At 70.8% G+C, this 16304-nt stretch carries 15 protein-coding genes; 9 read left to right on the forward strand and 6 right to left on the reverse strand.

Annotation, left to right across the window (positions count from 1 at the left end; translation table 11 throughout):
• Positions 1-50: 50 nt before the first annotated feature.
• The 3 genes from ACTJK8_RS16645 to glpX all read left to right on the forward strand — a co-directional run bounded on the left by ACTJK8_RS16645 (position 51) and on the right by glpX (position 3292).
• On the forward strand, positions 51-737 hold the full coding sequence (locus ACTJK8_RS16645; RefSeq protein WP_440762238.1) for a ceramidase domain-containing protein: 687 nt from the start codon (positions 51-53) through the stop codon (positions 735-737).
• Between the two features lie 109 nt (positions 738-846).
• Positions 847-2163, forward strand: a complete 1317-nt coding sequence (locus ACTJK8_RS16650) for a homoserine dehydrogenase (protein ID WP_024829633.1) — start codon at positions 847-849, stop codon at positions 2161-2163.
• Positions 2164-2308: 145 nt separating this feature from the next.
• Positions 2309-3292 carry a class II fructose-bisphosphatase gene (gene glpX / locus ACTJK8_RS16655; protein WP_012319871.1) on the forward strand — a complete coding sequence of 328 codons (984 nt, stop codon included), beginning with the start codon at positions 2309-2311 and terminating at the stop codon, positions 3290-3292.
• 57 nt (positions 3293-3349) lie between these two features.
• On the opposite strand, the gene ACTJK8_RS16660 is transcribed toward glpX, so the two are convergent.
• On the reverse strand, positions 3350-4300 hold the full coding sequence (locus ACTJK8_RS16660) for a L,D-transpeptidase (RefSeq protein WP_012319870.1): 951 nt from the start codon (positions 4298-4300) through the stop codon (positions 3350-3352).
• 499 nt (positions 4301-4799) lie between these two features.
• Between ACTJK8_RS16660 and ACTJK8_RS16665 the strand changes: the two genes are divergently transcribed.
• The 4 genes from ACTJK8_RS16665 to ACTJK8_RS16680 all read left to right on the forward strand — a co-directional run bounded on the left by ACTJK8_RS16665 (position 4800) and on the right by ACTJK8_RS16680 (position 9627).
• A complete protein-coding gene (locus tag ACTJK8_RS16665; RefSeq protein WP_024829634.1) occupies positions 4800-6050 on the forward strand; it encodes a nitrate/nitrite transporter in 1251 nt (416 codons plus the stop codon).
• Between the two features lie 220 nt (positions 6051-6270).
• The gene (locus ACTJK8_RS16670) at positions 6271-7563 is read left to right on the forward strand and encodes an MFS transporter (RefSeq protein ID WP_012319868.1); all 1293 of its coding nucleotides are present in this window, start codon (positions 6271-6273) and stop codon (positions 7561-7563) included.
• Positions 7564-7569: 6 nt separating this feature from the next.
• Positions 7570-8790 (forward strand): CaiB/BaiF CoA transferase family protein, encoded by a 1221-nt coding sequence (locus ACTJK8_RS16675; RefSeq protein WP_012319867.1) that lies wholly within the window; start codon positions 7570-7572, stop codon positions 8788-8790.
• 24 nt (positions 8791-8814) lie between these two features.
• Positions 8815-9627: an enoyl-CoA hydratase/isomerase family protein gene (locus ACTJK8_RS16680; RefSeq protein ID WP_012319866.1), complete on the forward strand. Its 813-nt coding sequence runs from the start codon at positions 8815-8817 to the stop codon at positions 9625-9627.
• 252 nt (positions 9628-9879) lie between these two features.
• Here ACTJK8_RS16680 and ACTJK8_RS16685 read toward each other — a convergent pair whose 3' ends face one another.
• From ACTJK8_RS16685 to dctP, 4 genes are all read right to left on the reverse strand, one after another.
• Entirely contained in the window at positions 9880-10347 is a 468-nt protein-coding gene (locus ACTJK8_RS16685; protein WP_012319865.1) for a YbaK/EbsC family protein, read from the reverse strand.
• Positions 10348-10543: 196 nt separating this feature from the next.
• Positions 10544-11896: a TRAP transporter large permease gene (locus tag ACTJK8_RS16690; protein ID WP_012319864.1), complete on the reverse strand. Its 1353-nt coding sequence runs from the start codon at positions 11894-11896 to the stop codon at positions 10544-10546.
• Positions 11893-12585 carry a TRAP transporter small permease gene (locus tag ACTJK8_RS16695; protein WP_012319863.1) on the reverse strand — a complete coding sequence of 231 codons (693 nt, stop codon included), beginning with the start codon at positions 12583-12585 and terminating at the stop codon, positions 11893-11895. The genes ACTJK8_RS16690 and ACTJK8_RS16695 overlap by 4 nt, the downstream gene beginning before the upstream one ends.
• A complete protein-coding gene (gene dctP / locus ACTJK8_RS16700; RefSeq protein ID WP_012319862.1) occupies positions 12582-13604 on the reverse strand; it encodes a TRAP transporter substrate-binding protein DctP in 1023 nt (340 codons plus the stop codon). Before dctP ends, ACTJK8_RS16695 begins: the two co-directional genes overlap by 4 nt.
• A gap of 193 nt (positions 13605-13797) precedes the next feature.
• On the opposite strand from dctP, the gene ACTJK8_RS16705 reads away from it, so the two are divergent.
• Both ACTJK8_RS16705 and ACTJK8_RS16710 read left to right on the forward strand, forming a co-directional pair.
• Positions 13798-14451 (forward strand): GntR family transcriptional regulator, encoded by a 654-nt coding sequence (locus ACTJK8_RS16705; protein WP_012319861.1) that lies wholly within the window; start codon positions 13798-13800, stop codon positions 14449-14451.
• 177 nt (positions 14452-14628) lie between these two features.
• Entirely contained in the window at positions 14629-15558 is a 930-nt protein-coding gene (locus ACTJK8_RS16710; RefSeq protein WP_012319860.1) for a class I SAM-dependent methyltransferase, read from the forward strand.
• A 47-nt stretch (positions 15559-15605) separates the two neighbouring features.
• Here the strand turns inward: ACTJK8_RS16710 and ACTJK8_RS16715 are convergent, their stop codons facing one another.
• A complete protein-coding gene (locus tag ACTJK8_RS16715) occupies positions 15606-16286 on the reverse strand; it encodes a GntR family transcriptional regulator (RefSeq protein ID WP_012319859.1) in 681 nt (226 codons plus the stop codon).
• Positions 16287-16304: the final 18 nt, after the last annotated feature.

The raw sequence follows: 16304 nt of genomic DNA on the forward strand, positions 1-16304 counted from the left end.
CGCGCTGACAAGGCCATCCCGGCGCAAGGACGAGGAAGTAGGGCCGGCGGATGAACTGGTTCGAGCCGGTGTCGGCTTACTGCGAGCGGGGCGGGCCGGACTTCTGGGCCGAGCCCGCGAACGCGCTGTCGAACGCGGCCTTCCTGCTGGCCGCCGCCGCCGCGGCGCGGCGCGCCGCCGCGGCCGATCCGCCGGACCGGACCTGCCTCGGGCTGGCGGCCCTGATCGCTGCGGTGGGCGTCGGCTCGTTCCTGTTCCACACCCTGGCGGTCTACTGGGCGATGCTCGCCGACGTCGTGCCGATCGCGCTGTTCATCTACGCCTATCTCGCGCTGGCGCTGTCCCGGTTCCTGCGGCTGGCACCGGTCCGGGTCGCGGCGGCGACCGGGGGGTTCGCCCTCCTCGGCTTCGCGCTCACGCCTCTTCTCGACGGCCTGACCGGCCTCGACGTCGCGCGGCTGACCAACGGCTCGGTCGACTACCTGCCCGCCCTGCTGGCGCTGTTCGGCGTCGCCTGGGCGGCCGCGCGGCGGCCGGAGGAGCGCTTCGTCGGGACCGAGCGGCGGCTCGCCGGCATCGGCCTGCTCTTCCTGATCTCGCTCGCGGCGCGGACCGCCGACCGGGCGGCCTGCGCGCTGCTGCCGACCGGCACGCACCCGCTCTGGCATGTGCTGAACGCCGTCGTCCTGTACGCCCTCGTGGCGACGGCGATCCGCCACCGGGAGACCGCCGGGTGACACGCCCCGCGGTTCCGGGCCGATTCCTTGCGGGCGGGGCGGAATTCTTGCAGAAGTGCGCCGCATCGGGCGCCCGGCCCATCGCGGTCGCCCGGGCACGGAAGGGGTCATGACAGTGAGCTTTCGCCTCGGGATCGCCGGACTCGGGACCGTCGGTGCGTCCGTGGTCCGGATGATCGAGCGCCGCCGCGCCGCCTTCGCTGCGGCGGGCCTCGACATCCGCGTCACCGCGGTCTCCTCGCGCGACCGCGGCCGGGACCGCGGCCTCGACCTGTCGGACATCGCGTGGTTCGACGACCCGGTGGCGCTCGCCCGATCGGAATCCGTGGACTGCGTGGTCGAACTGATCGGCGGCGCCGAGGGGCCGGCCAAGGCCGTGGTCGAGGCGGCGCTGGCGTCGGGCAAGCCGGTGGTGACCGCCAACAAGGCGCTGCTGGCCCGCCACGGCGCCGCCCTGGCCGCGCAGGCCGAGGCGAAGGGCGTGGCCCTCGCCTTCGAGGCGGCGGTGGCCGGCGGCATCCCGGTGATCAAGACCCTGCGCGAGGGCCTGCCGGGCAACGCGGTCTCCCGCGTCTACGGGATCCTCAACGGCACCTGCAATTACATCCTCAGCCGCATGGAGCGCGAGGGGCTGACCTTCGAGGCCTGCCTGAAGGACGCGCAGGCGCTGGGCTACGCCGAGGCGGACCCGACCTTCGACGTCGAGGGGTTCGACACCGCGCACAAGCTCGCGATCCTGACGAGCCTCGCCTTCGGGACCGCGGTCGACGCGGACGGCGTGTCGGTCGAAGGCATATCCAGGGTGCAGCCCCTCGATCTGCGCATGGCGGACGAGCTCGGCTACCGGATCAAGCTGCTCGGCGTCGCGCAGGCGACCGAGGCCGGCATCGAGCAGCGGGTCCACCCGACCATGGTGCCGAAATCCTCGGCGATCGCGCAGGTCATGGGCGTCACGAACGCCGTGACGATCGACGCGGACGCGGTGGGCGAGCTCACCCTGATCGGTCCCGGCGCCGGCGGCGAGGCCACGGCCTCCGCGGTGGTGGCCGACATCGCCGACGTGGCGCGCGGCGTGATCCGCCCGACCTTCGGCGTTCCGGCCGCGGCGATGCGCGCCAGCGAGCGCGTGGAGATGCAGCGTCACGAGGGCGGCTACTACATCCGCCTCACCGTCCACGACCGCCCCGGCGTCGCGGCCGGCGTCGCGCAGCGGATGGCCGAGCGATCCATCTCCCTGGAGAGCATCCTGCAGCGCCGCGTCGAGGGGCCGGAGGCCGATCCGCGCGGCCGCTCCGGCCGGCCCGTGCCGCTGGTGCTGATCACCTACGCGGCGACCGAGGGCAACATCCGCGACGCGCTCGACGCCATCGGCGCCGACGGGCTGCTGGCGGAGCCGCCGCAGCTGATCCGGATCGAGCGTGAATAACAGTGCATACGGTAGCGTGACCCGCCACCGCTTGATGCAGGATAGTGGGCCTTAGCGAACCGGCGTATACGCTGCGCGGCCGTCATCCGACGGTATCCATCCGGGATCCGACCCCAAGATCGGACCCGGCCAGAGGCAGGAAACCATGGAAGAGGCCCCCAAGCCGGCATCGCGCGGCGTCCCGCGCACGCTCGCCCTCGAACTGGCCCGCGTGACGGAGCGTGCCGCCATCGCCGCCGCCCGATTGCGCGGCCAGGGCGACGAGAAGGCGGCCGACCAGGCGGCGGTCGACGCGATGCGCGACGAACTCAACGGCCTGCCGATCCGCGGCACCGTGGTGATCGGGGAGGGGGAGCGCGATCAGGCGCCGATGCTGTTCATCGGCGAGCAGCTCGGTCTCGGGGAAGGGCCCGAGGTCGACATCGCGGTCGATCCGCTGGAGGGCACGACCCTTTGCGCCAAGGACATGCCCGGCGCCATCGCGGTCATGGCCATGGCGGAGCGCGGCTCGCTCCTCGCCGCGCCCGACGTCTACATGCAGAAGATCGCCATCGGGCCCGGCTACCCGCCCGGGCTCGTCGATCTCGACGCCAGCCCGACCGACAACATCCTGGCGCTGGCCAGGGCCAAGGGCGTCGATCCGAAGCAGATCACCGCCCTGATCCTCGACCGGCCGCGCCACGCGGCCCTCGTGGCCGAGGTGCGGGCGGCCGGCGCGGCGGTGCGCCTGATCTCGGACGGCGACATCGCCGGGATCATCTTCACGGCGAGCCCCGAGGAGACGGGCATCGACCTGTATCTCGGGACCGGCGCGGCGCCCGAGGGCGTGCTGGCGGCCGCCGCGATGCGCTGCATCGGCGGCCAGATGCAGGGGCGCCTGATCCTGGATACCCCGGACCGGCGGCGCCGGGCCGCCGAGATGGGCATCGAGAATCTCGACCGGAAATACGACCTGACCGACCTCGCGAGCGGTGACGTCATCGTGGCCGCCACGGGCATCACCGACGGGGCGCTCCTGCGCGGCGTGCGCTTCAGGCCGGACCGGATCCAGACCGAGACCCTGGTCTACCGGTCCGAGGCCGGGACGGTGCGGCGGATCCTCGGCGAGCACCGCCGCGGGCTGACCTGATCCCGCGGGCCGCCGGTCCGCGACCGGCGGCGTTCAGTCCGACGGTTCGGCCCGGCTTCAGTTCAGCACTACCACCTTGCTGCCGACGGGGACGCGGCTGAACAGGTCGATCGCGTCCTGATTGATCATCCGGATACAGCCCGACGACACGCTCTTGCCGATGGAGAAGGGCTCCAGCGTCCCGTGGATGCGGAACAGCGTGTCCTTGTTGCCCTGCCAGAGGTACATGGCGCGGGCCCCGAGCGGGTTGCGCAGGCCGCCGGCGACGCCGAGGCCGCTCTGCAGCTTGTCGACCTCGCTGGCGAGCTTCGGGCTGCGGGCGATCATCTCCTTCGGCGGGTACCAGTCCGGCCAGGCCTGCTTGGAGTTCACCGTCGCGGTACCCGACCACGAGAAGCCCTGCTTGCCGACGCCGACGCCGTAGCGCCGGGCCCGACCGTTCGCCTCGACCAGGGTGAGCTGGTGCGCCCGCGGGTCCACGATGATCGTCCCCGGCTCGTAGGGCCCGTGATAGGCGATCTCCTGGCGGAGGAACGCGGGGTTCATCTTCTTGTAATTGAACGCCTGGACCGGGAACACGTCGTCCGTGATCGGGCCGTAAACCTTGGCGTAGTCGATCGGCTCGTTGTCGGGCGCGCGGAGGACGGCCTTGGCCTTGGCGGCCTCCAGGGGCGACAGGCCCTCTGCCGGCGGCACGCTGCCCGGGCGGGCCGGAACCGTCGGATCGTCCGTCTCCAGGGTGGCGGCCGGCGGCGGCGCGACCGGGGCCTGCGCGGCGGGGCGCGGCGGTGCCGGGCGCACGAAGTCGGTGCGGCCGGTATAGGGCAGGTAGCGGCCGCCGCGACGGACGTAGAGCGCGCCGTTCTGATCCTGGTAGAGCTGACCGTCATCGCCGAACCCGTCGATCCCGGCCTCGCCCACCGGGCCGCGGCCCTGGGCGTGCGCGGTGGAGGCGAGGGCGAGGACCGTGAAGCCGGCCAGGAGAAGGCGACGGATCGGGGCGGACATGGTTCGAATTCCTCGGGAGGCGTCGCCGGGGCTTGCCGCGACGCGCAGGCGAGCGGGCCCGCACGAAGTCGCGGCGCAGCTCATCCCGGGGCTTAGCAAAGGTCGCGCTTTACCGCCAAGTTGCCGACGTTGATCGAGGGCAACTTACAGGGTCTTCCGGGTCGTTTCTCCGCGCCTGTGTTGCCCTCGTGCAGCAATGATTTCGGCGGCGTCGCTCACCGATCCGTGAGCGCGTCGGGCGGGCGCCCGTTTACTCGGCACGCCTGCCTCGCCGAGCGGCAGCGACTCGGCGGGCGGAGGTCCGGCCCGGAGACCGCCGGAGCCGGCCGGACCGCGCGGCACGCGTCCCGTGCGGTATGGCACGCTTGCTGCATTGCCTACTCAGCCGCGCCTGCTGCGGCGGCGGAGCAACGGCGCTCCAAACAGCGGACGGTGTGAGTCCGGATCCCCGGCATGAGCGACCGCGTGGCGGTTCGCCCACTTACGACGAGCACCAGCTATGGCCAGCTTCAAAACGGTGATGAAGTCGGGTCACCCCCCGACGCTGTTCGCGGCATTCCTCTACTTCGATTTCTGTTTCGCCATCTGGGTCCTGAACGGCGCCATGGGGCCGTTTATCACCGAGACCTTCAAGCTCTCGCCGGCCCAGACCGGCTTCATGATCTCGCTGCCGATCCTCGCCGGAGCGCTGATGCGCTTCCCGCTCGGCGTTCTGGCCCAGTATATCGGCCGGAAGAACGCCGCGATCACCGAGATGAGCGTGATCATGCTGGCGATGGCCTACGGCTATCTCTTCGTCTCCTCCTACAACGACGTCCTCGCCATGGGCGTCCTGCTCGGCATCGCCGGCGCGTCCTTCGGCGTCGCGCTGTCCCTCGGCTCGGGCTGGTTCCCGCCGGAGCACAAGGGGCTGGCGATGGGCATCGCGGGCGCCGGCAATTCCGGCACCGTGCTGGCCGTGCTGTTCGCCCCGCCGCTGGCCCAGGCCTACGGCTGGCAGACCACCTACGCCTTCGCGGGCGTCGTCATGCTGCTGCCCCTCGCGATCATGATCGTGCTCGCCAAGGAGCCGCCGGACTGCGAGCACCAGACCTTCAAGGAGCACGTCTCCTGTCTGTTCACCAAGGACGGCTGGGCGTTCTCGCTGATCTACGTCATCACCTTCGGCGGCTTCATCGGCCTCTCGAACTTCCTGCCGACCTTCTTCTACGAGCAGTTCGCGGTGACGAAGGTCGAGGCCGGGCGCCTGACCATGCTGGCGGCCTTCATGGGCTCGGGCATCCGGATCGTCGGGGGCTACTTCGCCGACCGGATGGGCGGGATCGCGGTCCTGTCGGTGGTGCTGCTCGCGGCGATCGCCACGCTGCTGTCGCTGACCGCGACCCCCTCCCTGGCGCTCACGACGCTCCTGTTCATGCTGTGCTTCGCGGCCCTCGGGGCCGGCAACGGCGCGCTGTTCCAGCTCGTTCCGCTGCGCTGGCCGACCAACACGGCCGTGGCCGGCTCGATGATCGGCGAGATCGGGGCGCTGGGCGGCGCGATCCTGCCGAACGTCATGGGCCTGTCCAAGCAGTATACCGGCTCGTTCTCGCTGGGCTTCGTCGGCTACGCCGCCTTCACGGCGGTCGTCCTCGGCTGCCTCGCGCTCTGGCAGCGGAAGTGGGTCGGGACCTGGGTCGGGCCGCGCGGCAAGGCACTCGGCACCGCGGCCGAGGCCGAGCAGGGCCAGCTGCGGCCCGCGACGGCCTGACCGCCGCAGCGTCTCGTAGCGGCGAACGACCTGTGACGGGGACCCTGGGGTCCCCGTTTTCAGTTGCAGCGCGAACGAGGAATTCGCGTGCCGGATGCAGGTCGGCGGTTGCCTTCCGCCTCGCAACGCGTTTGAATAATGCATTACGAGAAGGTGCCCGGCCGCGACGCCGAGGCGCCCGGCGACCGCGAGAGGCGGCGCCCCATGGGAGGAACGGTCGATGTCGAAGCGCTTCAGCGCCACGAACGGCGTGCTCGGCCTGCTCTGTGTGATGTACTTCATCACCTATCTGGACCGGGTGAACATCGCCACGGCCGGCGCGGAGATCATGCGCGATTTCGGCATGTCGAAGACCGATTTCGGTCTGATCCTGTCGGCCTTCGCCTACCCGTACGCGATCTTCCAGGTGATCGGCGGGTCGGTCGGCGACAAGTTCGGCGCCCGGCGCACGCTGCTCGCCTGCGGGGTGATCTGGGCCTCGGCGACCATCCTGACCGGCATGGTCGGCGGTCTCGTGAGCCTGTTCCTGGCCCGGGTGCTGCTCGGCTTCGGCGAGGGCGCGACCTTCCCGACCGCCACCCGCGCCATGCAGAACTGGACGGCGCCCGGCCGGCGCGGCTTCGCGCAGGGCATCACCCACGCCTTCGCGCGGCTCGGCAACGCGGTGGCGCCCCCGATCGTCGCCTTCCTGATCTACCATTTCGGCTGGCGGACCAGCTTCGTGATCCTCGGCGCGGTGAGCTTCGTCTGGGTCGCGATCTGGTGGCTGTACTTCCGTGACGACCCGTCCGAGCATCCGGCGATCACCAAGGCGGAGCTCGACACGCTGCCGCCGCCCCGCAAGGTCGGCGCGAAGCAGAGCGTGCCGTGGGGCGCCCTGACCCGCCGCATGCTGCCGGTCTCCATCACGTATTTCTGCTACGGCTGGACCCTGTGGCTGTTCCTCGGCTGGCTCCCGAGCTTCTTCAAGGAGAACTACAGCCTCGACCTGAAGAACTCGGCCCTGTTCGCCTCGGGCGTGTTCTTCGCGGGCGTCGTCGGCGACACGGTCGGCGGCATGCTCAGCGACTCGATCCTGCACCGCACCGGCAACGTGAAGCTCGCGCGCCTGTCGGTGATCGTGATCGGCTTCCTCGGGGCCGCCGCCAGCCTCGCCGGCGTGTTCATGACACGGGACCTGACGCTCGTGGCGCTGCTCCTGTCCTCCGGCTTCTTCTTCGCCGAGCTCGTGATCGGACCGATCTGGTCCGTGCCGATGGATATCGCGCCGAAATATGCCGGGACCGCCAGCGGGCTGATGAACACCGGCTCGGCCGTGGCGGCGATCGTCTCGCCGATCGTCTTCGGCGTCATCGTGGACGCGACCGGGAGCTGGACGCTGCCCTTCGTCGGCTCGATCGGCCTGTGCCTGCTCGGCGCCGCGCTGGCCTTCACCATGCACCCCGAGCGGGAGTTCGTGGATCCCGTCACGCCGCCGGTCGCCCCCGCGGCCACCGTGCCGGCCGGGGAGTAGCGCGCGATGGCGGAAACGATGAAGCGGTCGGGCCCGCTCGCCGGGATGCGGGTGATCGAGCTCGCCCACATCATGGCCGGGCCGGTCTGCGGGTTGATGCTCGCCGATATGGGCGCGGAGGTGATCAAGGTCGAGAAGATGGAGGGCGACGACACCCGTCGCACCGTCCCGCCCGCCCTCGAGGGCGAGAGCGCCGCCTACATGATGATGAACCGCGGCAAGCGCGGCATCAGCCTCGACTTGAAGGATCCGGACGGCGTCGCGGTCCTGCGCCGCCTGCTCAAGGGCGCGGACGCCCTGATCGAGAACTACCGCGGCGGCACGATGGAGCGCCTCGGGATCGGGTACGAGACCCTGAAGGTCGAGTTCCCCGAGCTGGTCTACTGCTCGCTCTCCGGCTTCGGCCGCACCGGTCCCTACGCCGACCGGGCCGGATTCGACCTCGTGGCGCAGGGCATGAGCGGCCTCATGTCGGTGACCGGGGAGGGCCCCGGGCGACCGCCGATGAAGTGCGGGCCGCCGGTCACCGACATCACCGCCGGCATCCTGGCCGCCATGGGCGTCCTGGCCGCCTACGCGAACCGGCTCCGGACGGGCCGGGGGCAGGCGGTCGACACGTCGCTGTTCGAGGCCGGCATCACCCACACCTACTGGCAGTCGGCCATCGCCATGGCGACCGGGATCGCGCCCGGCCCGATGGGCTCGGCCCATCCGCTGAACGCCCCCTACGAGGCCTTCGAGACCGCCGACGGCTGGATCACGATCGGCGCGGCCAACCAGACCAACTGGCTGCGCCTGCTCAAGGCCATCGGCGCCGACGACCTCGCCGAGGACCCGCGCTTCGCGCTCAACCGCGACCGGATGGCCAACCGGCACGACCTCGCCGCGACCCTCGCGCCGATCTTCCGGGCCCACAGCTCGGCCGAGTGGCTCGCCCGGCTCGAGGCCGGCGGCGTGCCGGCCGGACCGGTCCTCGACGTGAACGCGATGCACCGCGACCCGCAGGCGCTCGCCCGCGAGATGGTGGTCGAGGTGGATCACCCGCGGGTCGGGCGCATGAAGACCCTGGGCCTGCCGGTGAAGTTCTCCGAGACGCCGGGACGCGTGCATGGGCCGGCCCCGTTGCTCGGCGAGCATTCCCGGGCGATCCTGGCCGAGGCCGGGTACGCGCCGGCCGAGATCGACGCGCTGATCGCGCGGGGCGTGGTCCGCGAGACCGCGGCCTGACGCCGCCACCCGGAGACGCCGCGCATGACCGCCAAGCCCGCGACCGACGAGCTGCTGTTCACCATCGACGAGGCCGGCATCGCCCGCATCGTCCTGAACCGCCCGCAGGCGCGCAACGCGCTCACCTTCGCGATGTATCAGGGCCTGATCACCTGCTGCGAGGCGATCGCCGAGAATCCGGCAGTCAAGGCGCTGATCATCACCGGCGCGGGCGACAAGGCCTTCGCGGCCGGGACCGACATCGCCCAGTTCCGCGACTTCAGCACCGCCGAGGACGCGCTGGGCTACGAGCGCTTCATGGACAAGGTGCTGGGCTCCCTGGAGCGGCTGCGGGTGCCGACCATCGCGGCGATCGCCGGGGCCTGCACGGGCGGCGGCGCGGCCATCGCGGCAGCCTGCGACCTGCGGATCGCCACCCGCGACGCGCGATTCGGCTTCCCGATCGCCCGCACCCTCGGCAACTGCCTGAGCCAGGGCAACCTCAAGCGCCTCTCCGGCCTGATCGGCCCGGCGCGGGTCAAGGACATCATCTTCACCGCCCGCCTCGTCGGCGCCGAGGAGGCGCTCGGCATCGGGCTCATCGGCGAGATGGTGGACGATCGCGCCGCGCTCACCGAGCGGGTGGACACCCTGGCGCAGCTGCTGGCCAACCACGCGCCGCTGACCATGCAGGCGACCAAGGAGGGGCTGCGGCGCCTCGCCGAGGAGGAGGCCGGCGCCGAGGGCGCCCCGCATCCCGGCGATGACCTGATCCTCATGTGCTACATGAGCCAGGACTTCCGCGAGGGCATGGAGGCCTTCCTCGGCAAGCGCACGCCCAACTGGACCGGGCGCTAGGACCGCTCCCGGTCGTGCCGCGACAGTCCGGAGGGAAGGCGTCTTCGGTGTCGAGACAGTGGCGCCATGCCCCCTCTCTCGTGCGGGAGAGGGTTGGGGTGAGGGACGAGAACGTTCAGGATCAAGCGCGCGATCCTGCGTTGACCGCGCGCGCCTCGTCCGGACAGACCTGATCCCTCACCCTGTCCCTCTCCCGCACGGGAGAGGGGACCCGCGCCTCGTGCGGAGCGGGAACGGCGCTGACCACGCCGCTCAGCCCGGCAGCGCGCAGACATCGACCCAGGCGGCGCCGGTGAGCTCGGCCATACGCGCCGGCGCGATCCGCACCGAGCTGTGGGTGCTGCCGGCCGCCGGCACCACCTCGTCGAACGCCCTCAGCGAGACGTCGCAGTAGACCGGCAGCGGCGTCGGCAGGCCGAAGGGGCAGACGCCGCCCACCGGATGGCCGGTCACGGCCTCGACCTCGCCGAGATCGAGCATCCGCACCTTGCCGCCGAAGGCGGCCTTGGCCTTCCGGTTGTCGAGGCGCGCGTCGCCGCGCGTCACCACCAGGGCGACCTGCTCGCCGACGCGGATCGAGAGCGTCTTGGCGATCTGCGCCGGGACGACGCCGTGGCCCTCTGCCGCCTCGGCGACGGTCGCGGTGCTGGTTTCCAGGACGATGACCGCGATGTCGGGCGCCTTCTCGGCGAAGAAGGCGCGCACGGAAGTGAGGCTCATGGTTCGATCCGGAGCTCGAGATCTGCGCGGCGCGGCGCGCGCGCTGCCATAGGCGGCTCCGGGCGCGGCGGCCAGAGCGCCGACGCGGGTGGTAGCTGCGCGGAACGCGGCGCTCGCTCGACCGCGTCTCCTCACGCGGCGGGCCTCTCTCCGGGCGGAGAGGGGCCCGCCGCGCGGACTCGTTGCGCGTCTCGACCTACCGCGTCGTCGTCAGCAGCAGGTCCGGCAGCCACATCGCGATGCCCGGCACGAGGCACAGGATCAGGATCGCCACCGCCATCAGGATCACGAAGGGCAAGGTGCCCCAGATGATGTCCGAGAGCGGGATGTCGGGGGCGATGTTCTTGATGACGAAGATGTTCAGGCCCACCGGCGGGTGGATCAGGCCCATCTCCATGGTGATGGTCATCACGACGCCGAACCAGACGAGGTCGAAACCGGCGGCCTTGAGCGGTGGCAGGATGATCGGCGCCGTCATCAGGATGATCGAGACCGGCGGCAGGAAGAAGCCGAGCGCGATCACCAGCGCCAGGATGGTCACGAGCAGTACCCAGGGAGAGAGCTGCATCGCGACGATCGCGGCGGCGGCCGATTGCGAGATGTGCAGGTAGCTCATCACGTAGGCGTAGAGGAGCGACATGCCGATGATCAGCATCAGCATGGTCGATTCCCGCAGCGTCGCCGTCAGAATCGGCGTGACGTCGCGGAAGCGCCAGACGCCGTAGATCGCGGCGATCAGCGCCAGGGCCATCAGCCCGCCGAGGCCCGCGGTCTCGGACGGCGTGGCGTAGCCGCCGTAGAGCGCCACCATCACGCCGGTGAGCAGGACCACGAAGGGCAGGACCCGCGGCAGCGTCGAGAACCGCTGCGCCATGCTGTACTGCTCGTCGGCCAGGATCGGCGAGGCCGGCCCGCCGCGCTCCAGGGCCTCCTTGGCGGCGGCGTACTCGGAGCGGAACCGCACCATCGACCACGCGGCGAACAGGCCCACCAGCAGGAGACCCGGCCCGATGCCCGCGAGGAACAGGCGCCCGAGCGACTGCTCGGCCGCGACCGCGTACAGGATCATGGTGATCGAGGGCGGCAGCAGGATGCCGAGCGTGCCGCCCGCCGCGATGATCCCGGCCGCGAAGCCCGGCGAGTAGCCGCGCTTGCGCATCTCCGGGATGCCGGCCGAGCCGATCGCCGAGCAGGTGGCCGGGCTGGAGCCCGCCATGGCGGCGAACAGCGCGCAGGCGAAGACGTTGGCGATGCCCAGGCCGCCCGGGATGCGGTGCATCCAGGCATGCATGGCCGTGTAGAGATCCTGACCGGCCTTGGACCGGCCGATGGCAGCGCCCTTCAGGATGAAGAGCGGGATCGACAGCAGGGTGATCGAGGCCATCTCCTCGTAGACGTTCTGCGCCACCGTATCGAGGGAGGCGCCGGGCATGAACGCCACCATGAAGGTGAGCGCCACGAAGCCCAGCGCGAAGGCGATGGGGATGCCCGAGAGCATCGCCCCGAGGGTCGCGCCCGCGTACAGGAAGCCGATCGCGGCCGTGCTCATCGTTCAACCTTCGCGGAAACGGTCTGACCCAGCGGATCCGGTCCTCGGGGCGCGACCTCGGCCGCCCCGTGCATGTCGCGATTGACGTCGGCCCCGAGCCCGATCTTGGGCTGCGCCCATCCGGCGGCCCGCGGCCCGTAGGCGAGGGCCTCCGCGATCTGCAGGACGAACTGGAGGCACAGCAGGCTCATGCCGACGGACATGAGCGTGTAGGGGATCCACAGCGGCGGCCCCCAGGTCGATTGCGAGACCTGTCCGTCGACCCAGGCCTCGTGATCGAGGGACCAGCTCTTCCACGCGAAGAACAGGCAGAAGGCGAGGCTGACCAGGTCGGCCAGGAGGAGCCGCACCCGGTTCGCGGCCGGCGGGAGGAGACCGGTCAACGCCTCGATCGCCACGTGCCCCCGCTTGGCCTGGACGCCGGCCGCCGACAGGAAGGTGGCCCCGATGATCAGGAACACCGCCATCTCGTCCTGCCACTCCGTCGGCTCCTTCAGGAGGTAGCGGACGACGACGCTGTGGGTGAGCACGAGGCAGGCCGCCACGAGGCAGAGACCGCCCAGGGCCAGGATCACCCTGTTCAGGAGGCGCATGCCCCGGTCGAAGGCGCCGAGGAGGCCCGGCAGGCGCGGCTCTTCGGCCCCGCGCGCCTCCGGAGCGGCCGTGGCCGCGTCGAAGCCGTGGCTCACGCGACCTGCTCCGCGAGCTTCAGCAGCTCCGCGCAGTTCGCGTTCTTGGCGGCGTAATCCTTCCAGGCGGTGTTGCGGGCGAGATCCCGCCACTGGCCGAGGGATTTCTCGTCGACCTGGACGACTTTGGCGCCGGCCTTGGCGAAGATCTCCTCGACCCGGGTGTCGTCCTCCTTCGCGCCGGACTGACCGAAGGCTTCGAGCTCCGTGCCGACCGCCATGATCAGGTCCTGCTGCTCCTTCGGCAGGCCCGAGAACACGATCTTGGACATCATGATCGGCTCGAGCATGAACCAGTAGGAGCGCTCGCGCCCCGAGGTCAGCGCCTTGGACAGCTCCTCCAGGCGGAAGGAGATCAGGCTCGTGGAGGAGGTGATCACCGCGTCGCAGGCGCCGGTCTGCATCGCCGCGTAGGACTCGTTCGACGGGATCGAGAGGGTGGCCGCGCCGGCCTCCTTCATCATCATGTCCATCTCGCGCGAGCCGCCGCGGACCTTCATGCCCTTGGCGTCGGCCGGCGCCACGAGGGCGCGCTCCCGGCTCGCGACGCCGCCGGCCTGCCAGACCCAGGAGACCAGGATGATGCCCTTCGCGTCCAGAATCTCGGTGAGCTTGCGGCCGACCGGAGCCGCCTTCCACGCCACCGCCTGGGCGTAGGACGTCACCAGGGCGGGCATCAGGCCGATGTTGAGCTCCGGGATCTCGCCACCCGCGTACGGGCTCGGGTAGAGCGACATGTCGAGCGCGCCCTTGCGCATGGCGCCGAACTGGGCGTTCGTCTTCATCAGCGAGGAGCCCGGGTAGACCTGGACGTCCAGGGCGCCCTTCGAGCGCTCGCCGACCATCTTGGCGAACTTCCGGCACATGCGGTCGCGGAAATCGCCCTCGTCGATCGTGCCGCCGGGAAACTGGTGGGACAGCTTCAGCGTCGTGGCCGCCTGGGCGCTGTTCAGGCCGAACCGCAGGATGGCCGGTGCCGCGAGCGTGGCCGCGATCAGCGAGCGACGAGTGGGCGTCATGAAGCTCTCCCGCACCGCAAACAACGCGGCGTACTTTTGTGCGCCGCAATAGTGCGGCGCTTCGTTGTATGCATGGAAAACCGGCTTGTATATTTTGTCAATGCTCCAGCATAATGTTCGCGTGCGTCGAACATCCGCCGGCCTCAACGGGCGGGGCGTCGCGCGGCCCGATCATCGGGGAGGAACCGGGAGCATGAGCCACGCGCAGCGGCTGAGGCAGCGTATCGAGGACGAGATCGTCTCGGGCGAGCTCGCCCTGGGGTCGCGGCTCGACGAGAACCAGCTCGCGGCCCGTTTCGGGGTCTCGCGCACGCCGATCCGCGAGGCGCTGCTGCAGCTCGCCGTCACCGGGCTCGTGCAGACGAAGCCCCGGCGCGGCGCGATCGTCAGCGCCCCCGAGCCGCACCTGCTGCTCGCCATGTTCGAGACGATGGCGGAGATCGAGGCGGCGTGCGGCCGCCTCGCGGCGCGCCGCCTCGTCGCCGAGGACGCCGCCGCGCTGCGCGCCGCGCTGGAGGGCTGCCGCGCCGCCCTGGCGACCGAGGACACCGAGGCCTACTACGCCGAGAACTACGTGTTCCACACGGTGGTGTACCGCGCGAGCCGGAACGCGTTCCTGGCGGAGCAGGCGCTGTCGCTCCATCGCCGTCTCGCCCCGTACCGGCGGCTGCAGCTGCGCGTGCGCCAGCGCCTGCCGCAATCGCTGGCCGAGCACGAGGCGATCGTCGCCGCGATCATCGCGGGCGACGAGGCCGGCGCCGCGGACGTCCTCCGCAGCCACGTGATCGTCCAGGGCGACCGCTTCACCGATCTCGTGGCGGGTTTGCGGGCGCCGAGCGCCGCCTGAGCGGAGCAGCCGCAGCCGCGAGGCCGGTGCGGGCGGCCCGTCCGATCCGAAGCGGGTCCGAAGGCCACGCTTTCATCGCGTCCTAACCCTGCGCGCAGGTCGGACTGCGTAGGTGTTCCGCCTGACTCGACCGTAAGTTGCAGTACCGGCATTGTTCGCCCGAACCGGGGACAGATCATGCTGAAGGACGTCGTCAGGAGCGCGGGCCGCCGGGCGGGAGTGGATATCTTCCGGGCGAGCCGGGAGGCGTTCCGCTGGAGCCACACGGTCCACGACTACTACCCCGTCGTGCCGTCGTCGCGCTGGACGCCGGGCCGGGCGCCGCACGGCCAGCTCAAGGCGGTGCTCGGCCGGTCCCACGCGGCCTACGATCGCTTCCTCACCGAACTCGAGGCGCAAGCGGACCTGCTGCACAGCGTCCCGCACGACGCCCCAATGGCCGGCGCCGCCACACCCCACTGGAACAACACGTGGTTCACCGCCCTCGACGGCGCCGCGCTGATGACGATGCTGGCCTGGAAGCGCCCCGCGCGATTCTTCGAGATCGGCTCCGGCTGCTCCACCTGCTTCGCGCGGCACGCGATCGATACCCTGACGTTGCCGACGCGGATCACCTCCATCGATCCGATGCCGCGCCGCGAGATCGACGCCCTCTGCGACTGGACCGTGCGCAGCCCGCTCGAAGCCTGCGACCTGAAGATCTTCGAGGAACTGAAGGCCGGCGACATCCTGTTCTTCGACGGATCGCACCGCTCCTTCGCCAATTCGGACGTGACCGTGTTCTTCTTCGAGGTCATGCCGCGCCTCGCGCCGGGCGTGATCGTGCAGATCCACGACATCTTCATCCCGGACGACTACCCGTCCGCGTGGAACTGCCGGCTGTACAACGAGCAGTACCTGCTCGCGGCGATGCTGCTGTGCGGCGCGCCGCCGTTCCGGGTAACCGTGCCGGTGATGTACATCTGCCAGGACCCTGCCATGAGCGCCCGGGTCAGGACGGTGTTCGCCGCCCGCGGCGCCGGCCCCGACATCCCGTTCCTCTACGCGAACGACTCGCGCACGCCGGGCGCGTCGTTCTGGTTCGAAATGACCGGGATGCCCGGCTGATCGCGCGCCTCCTCGATGACGCCGGCCGCCCGCGGCGGCCGAGGCGTTCAGGCCGTCTCCGCGGCACCGTAATTGGCGGCGATCACCGACTTCTTCCCGCGGATGTGCTCGCGCATCAGCACGGCCAGGGCGGCACCGTCGCGGGCGCGCAGCAGCGCGATCATCCGCTCGTGCTCGGAGACCGCGCGGGCCCACTGCTCCGGGGTCTGGTGGGCGGAGTAGCGCGAGCGCTGGATCCGGCCCGACAGGCTCTCGTAGATGTTGGCGAGGATCGTGTTGCGGCTCGCCGCCATGATCCCCTCGTGGATCCGGCGGTTGTGGCTGAAGTAGCCGGCCTCGTCGCCGGCCTTCCAGGCCTCGACCATCGCGTCGTGATCGACCACCAGGGCGTCGATGTCGGCGTCGGTGATCGTCCGGCAGGCGAGGTCGCCGGCCGTCGCCTCGAGGCCGGCGATCACCTCCATCATCTCCTCGAGCTCGCCGTCCGAGATGCTGGCGACGCGGGCCCCGCGGTTCGGGAGCAGCTCGAGGAGACCCTCCGTCGCCAGGATCTTGATCGCCTCGCGGAGCGGGGTCCGCGAGATCCCGAAGCGCTCGGTCAGCTCGCCCTCGTTGATCCGCGCCTTCGGCTCCATCTCGCCGGACCGGATCAGCTCGCGCATGCGCTCGGCGACCTCGTCGTGGAGGTAGCGGCGGCTGATTCCGATCCCGGGCTCGATTTTGTTCATGGTCCCCCGACACACGTC

Source organism: Methylobacterium sp. 22177 (assembly GCF_052045615.1).
In the GTDB taxonomy this organism is placed as follows: Bacteria; Pseudomonadota; Alphaproteobacteria; order Rhizobiales; family Beijerinckiaceae; genus Methylobacterium; species Methylobacterium radiotolerans.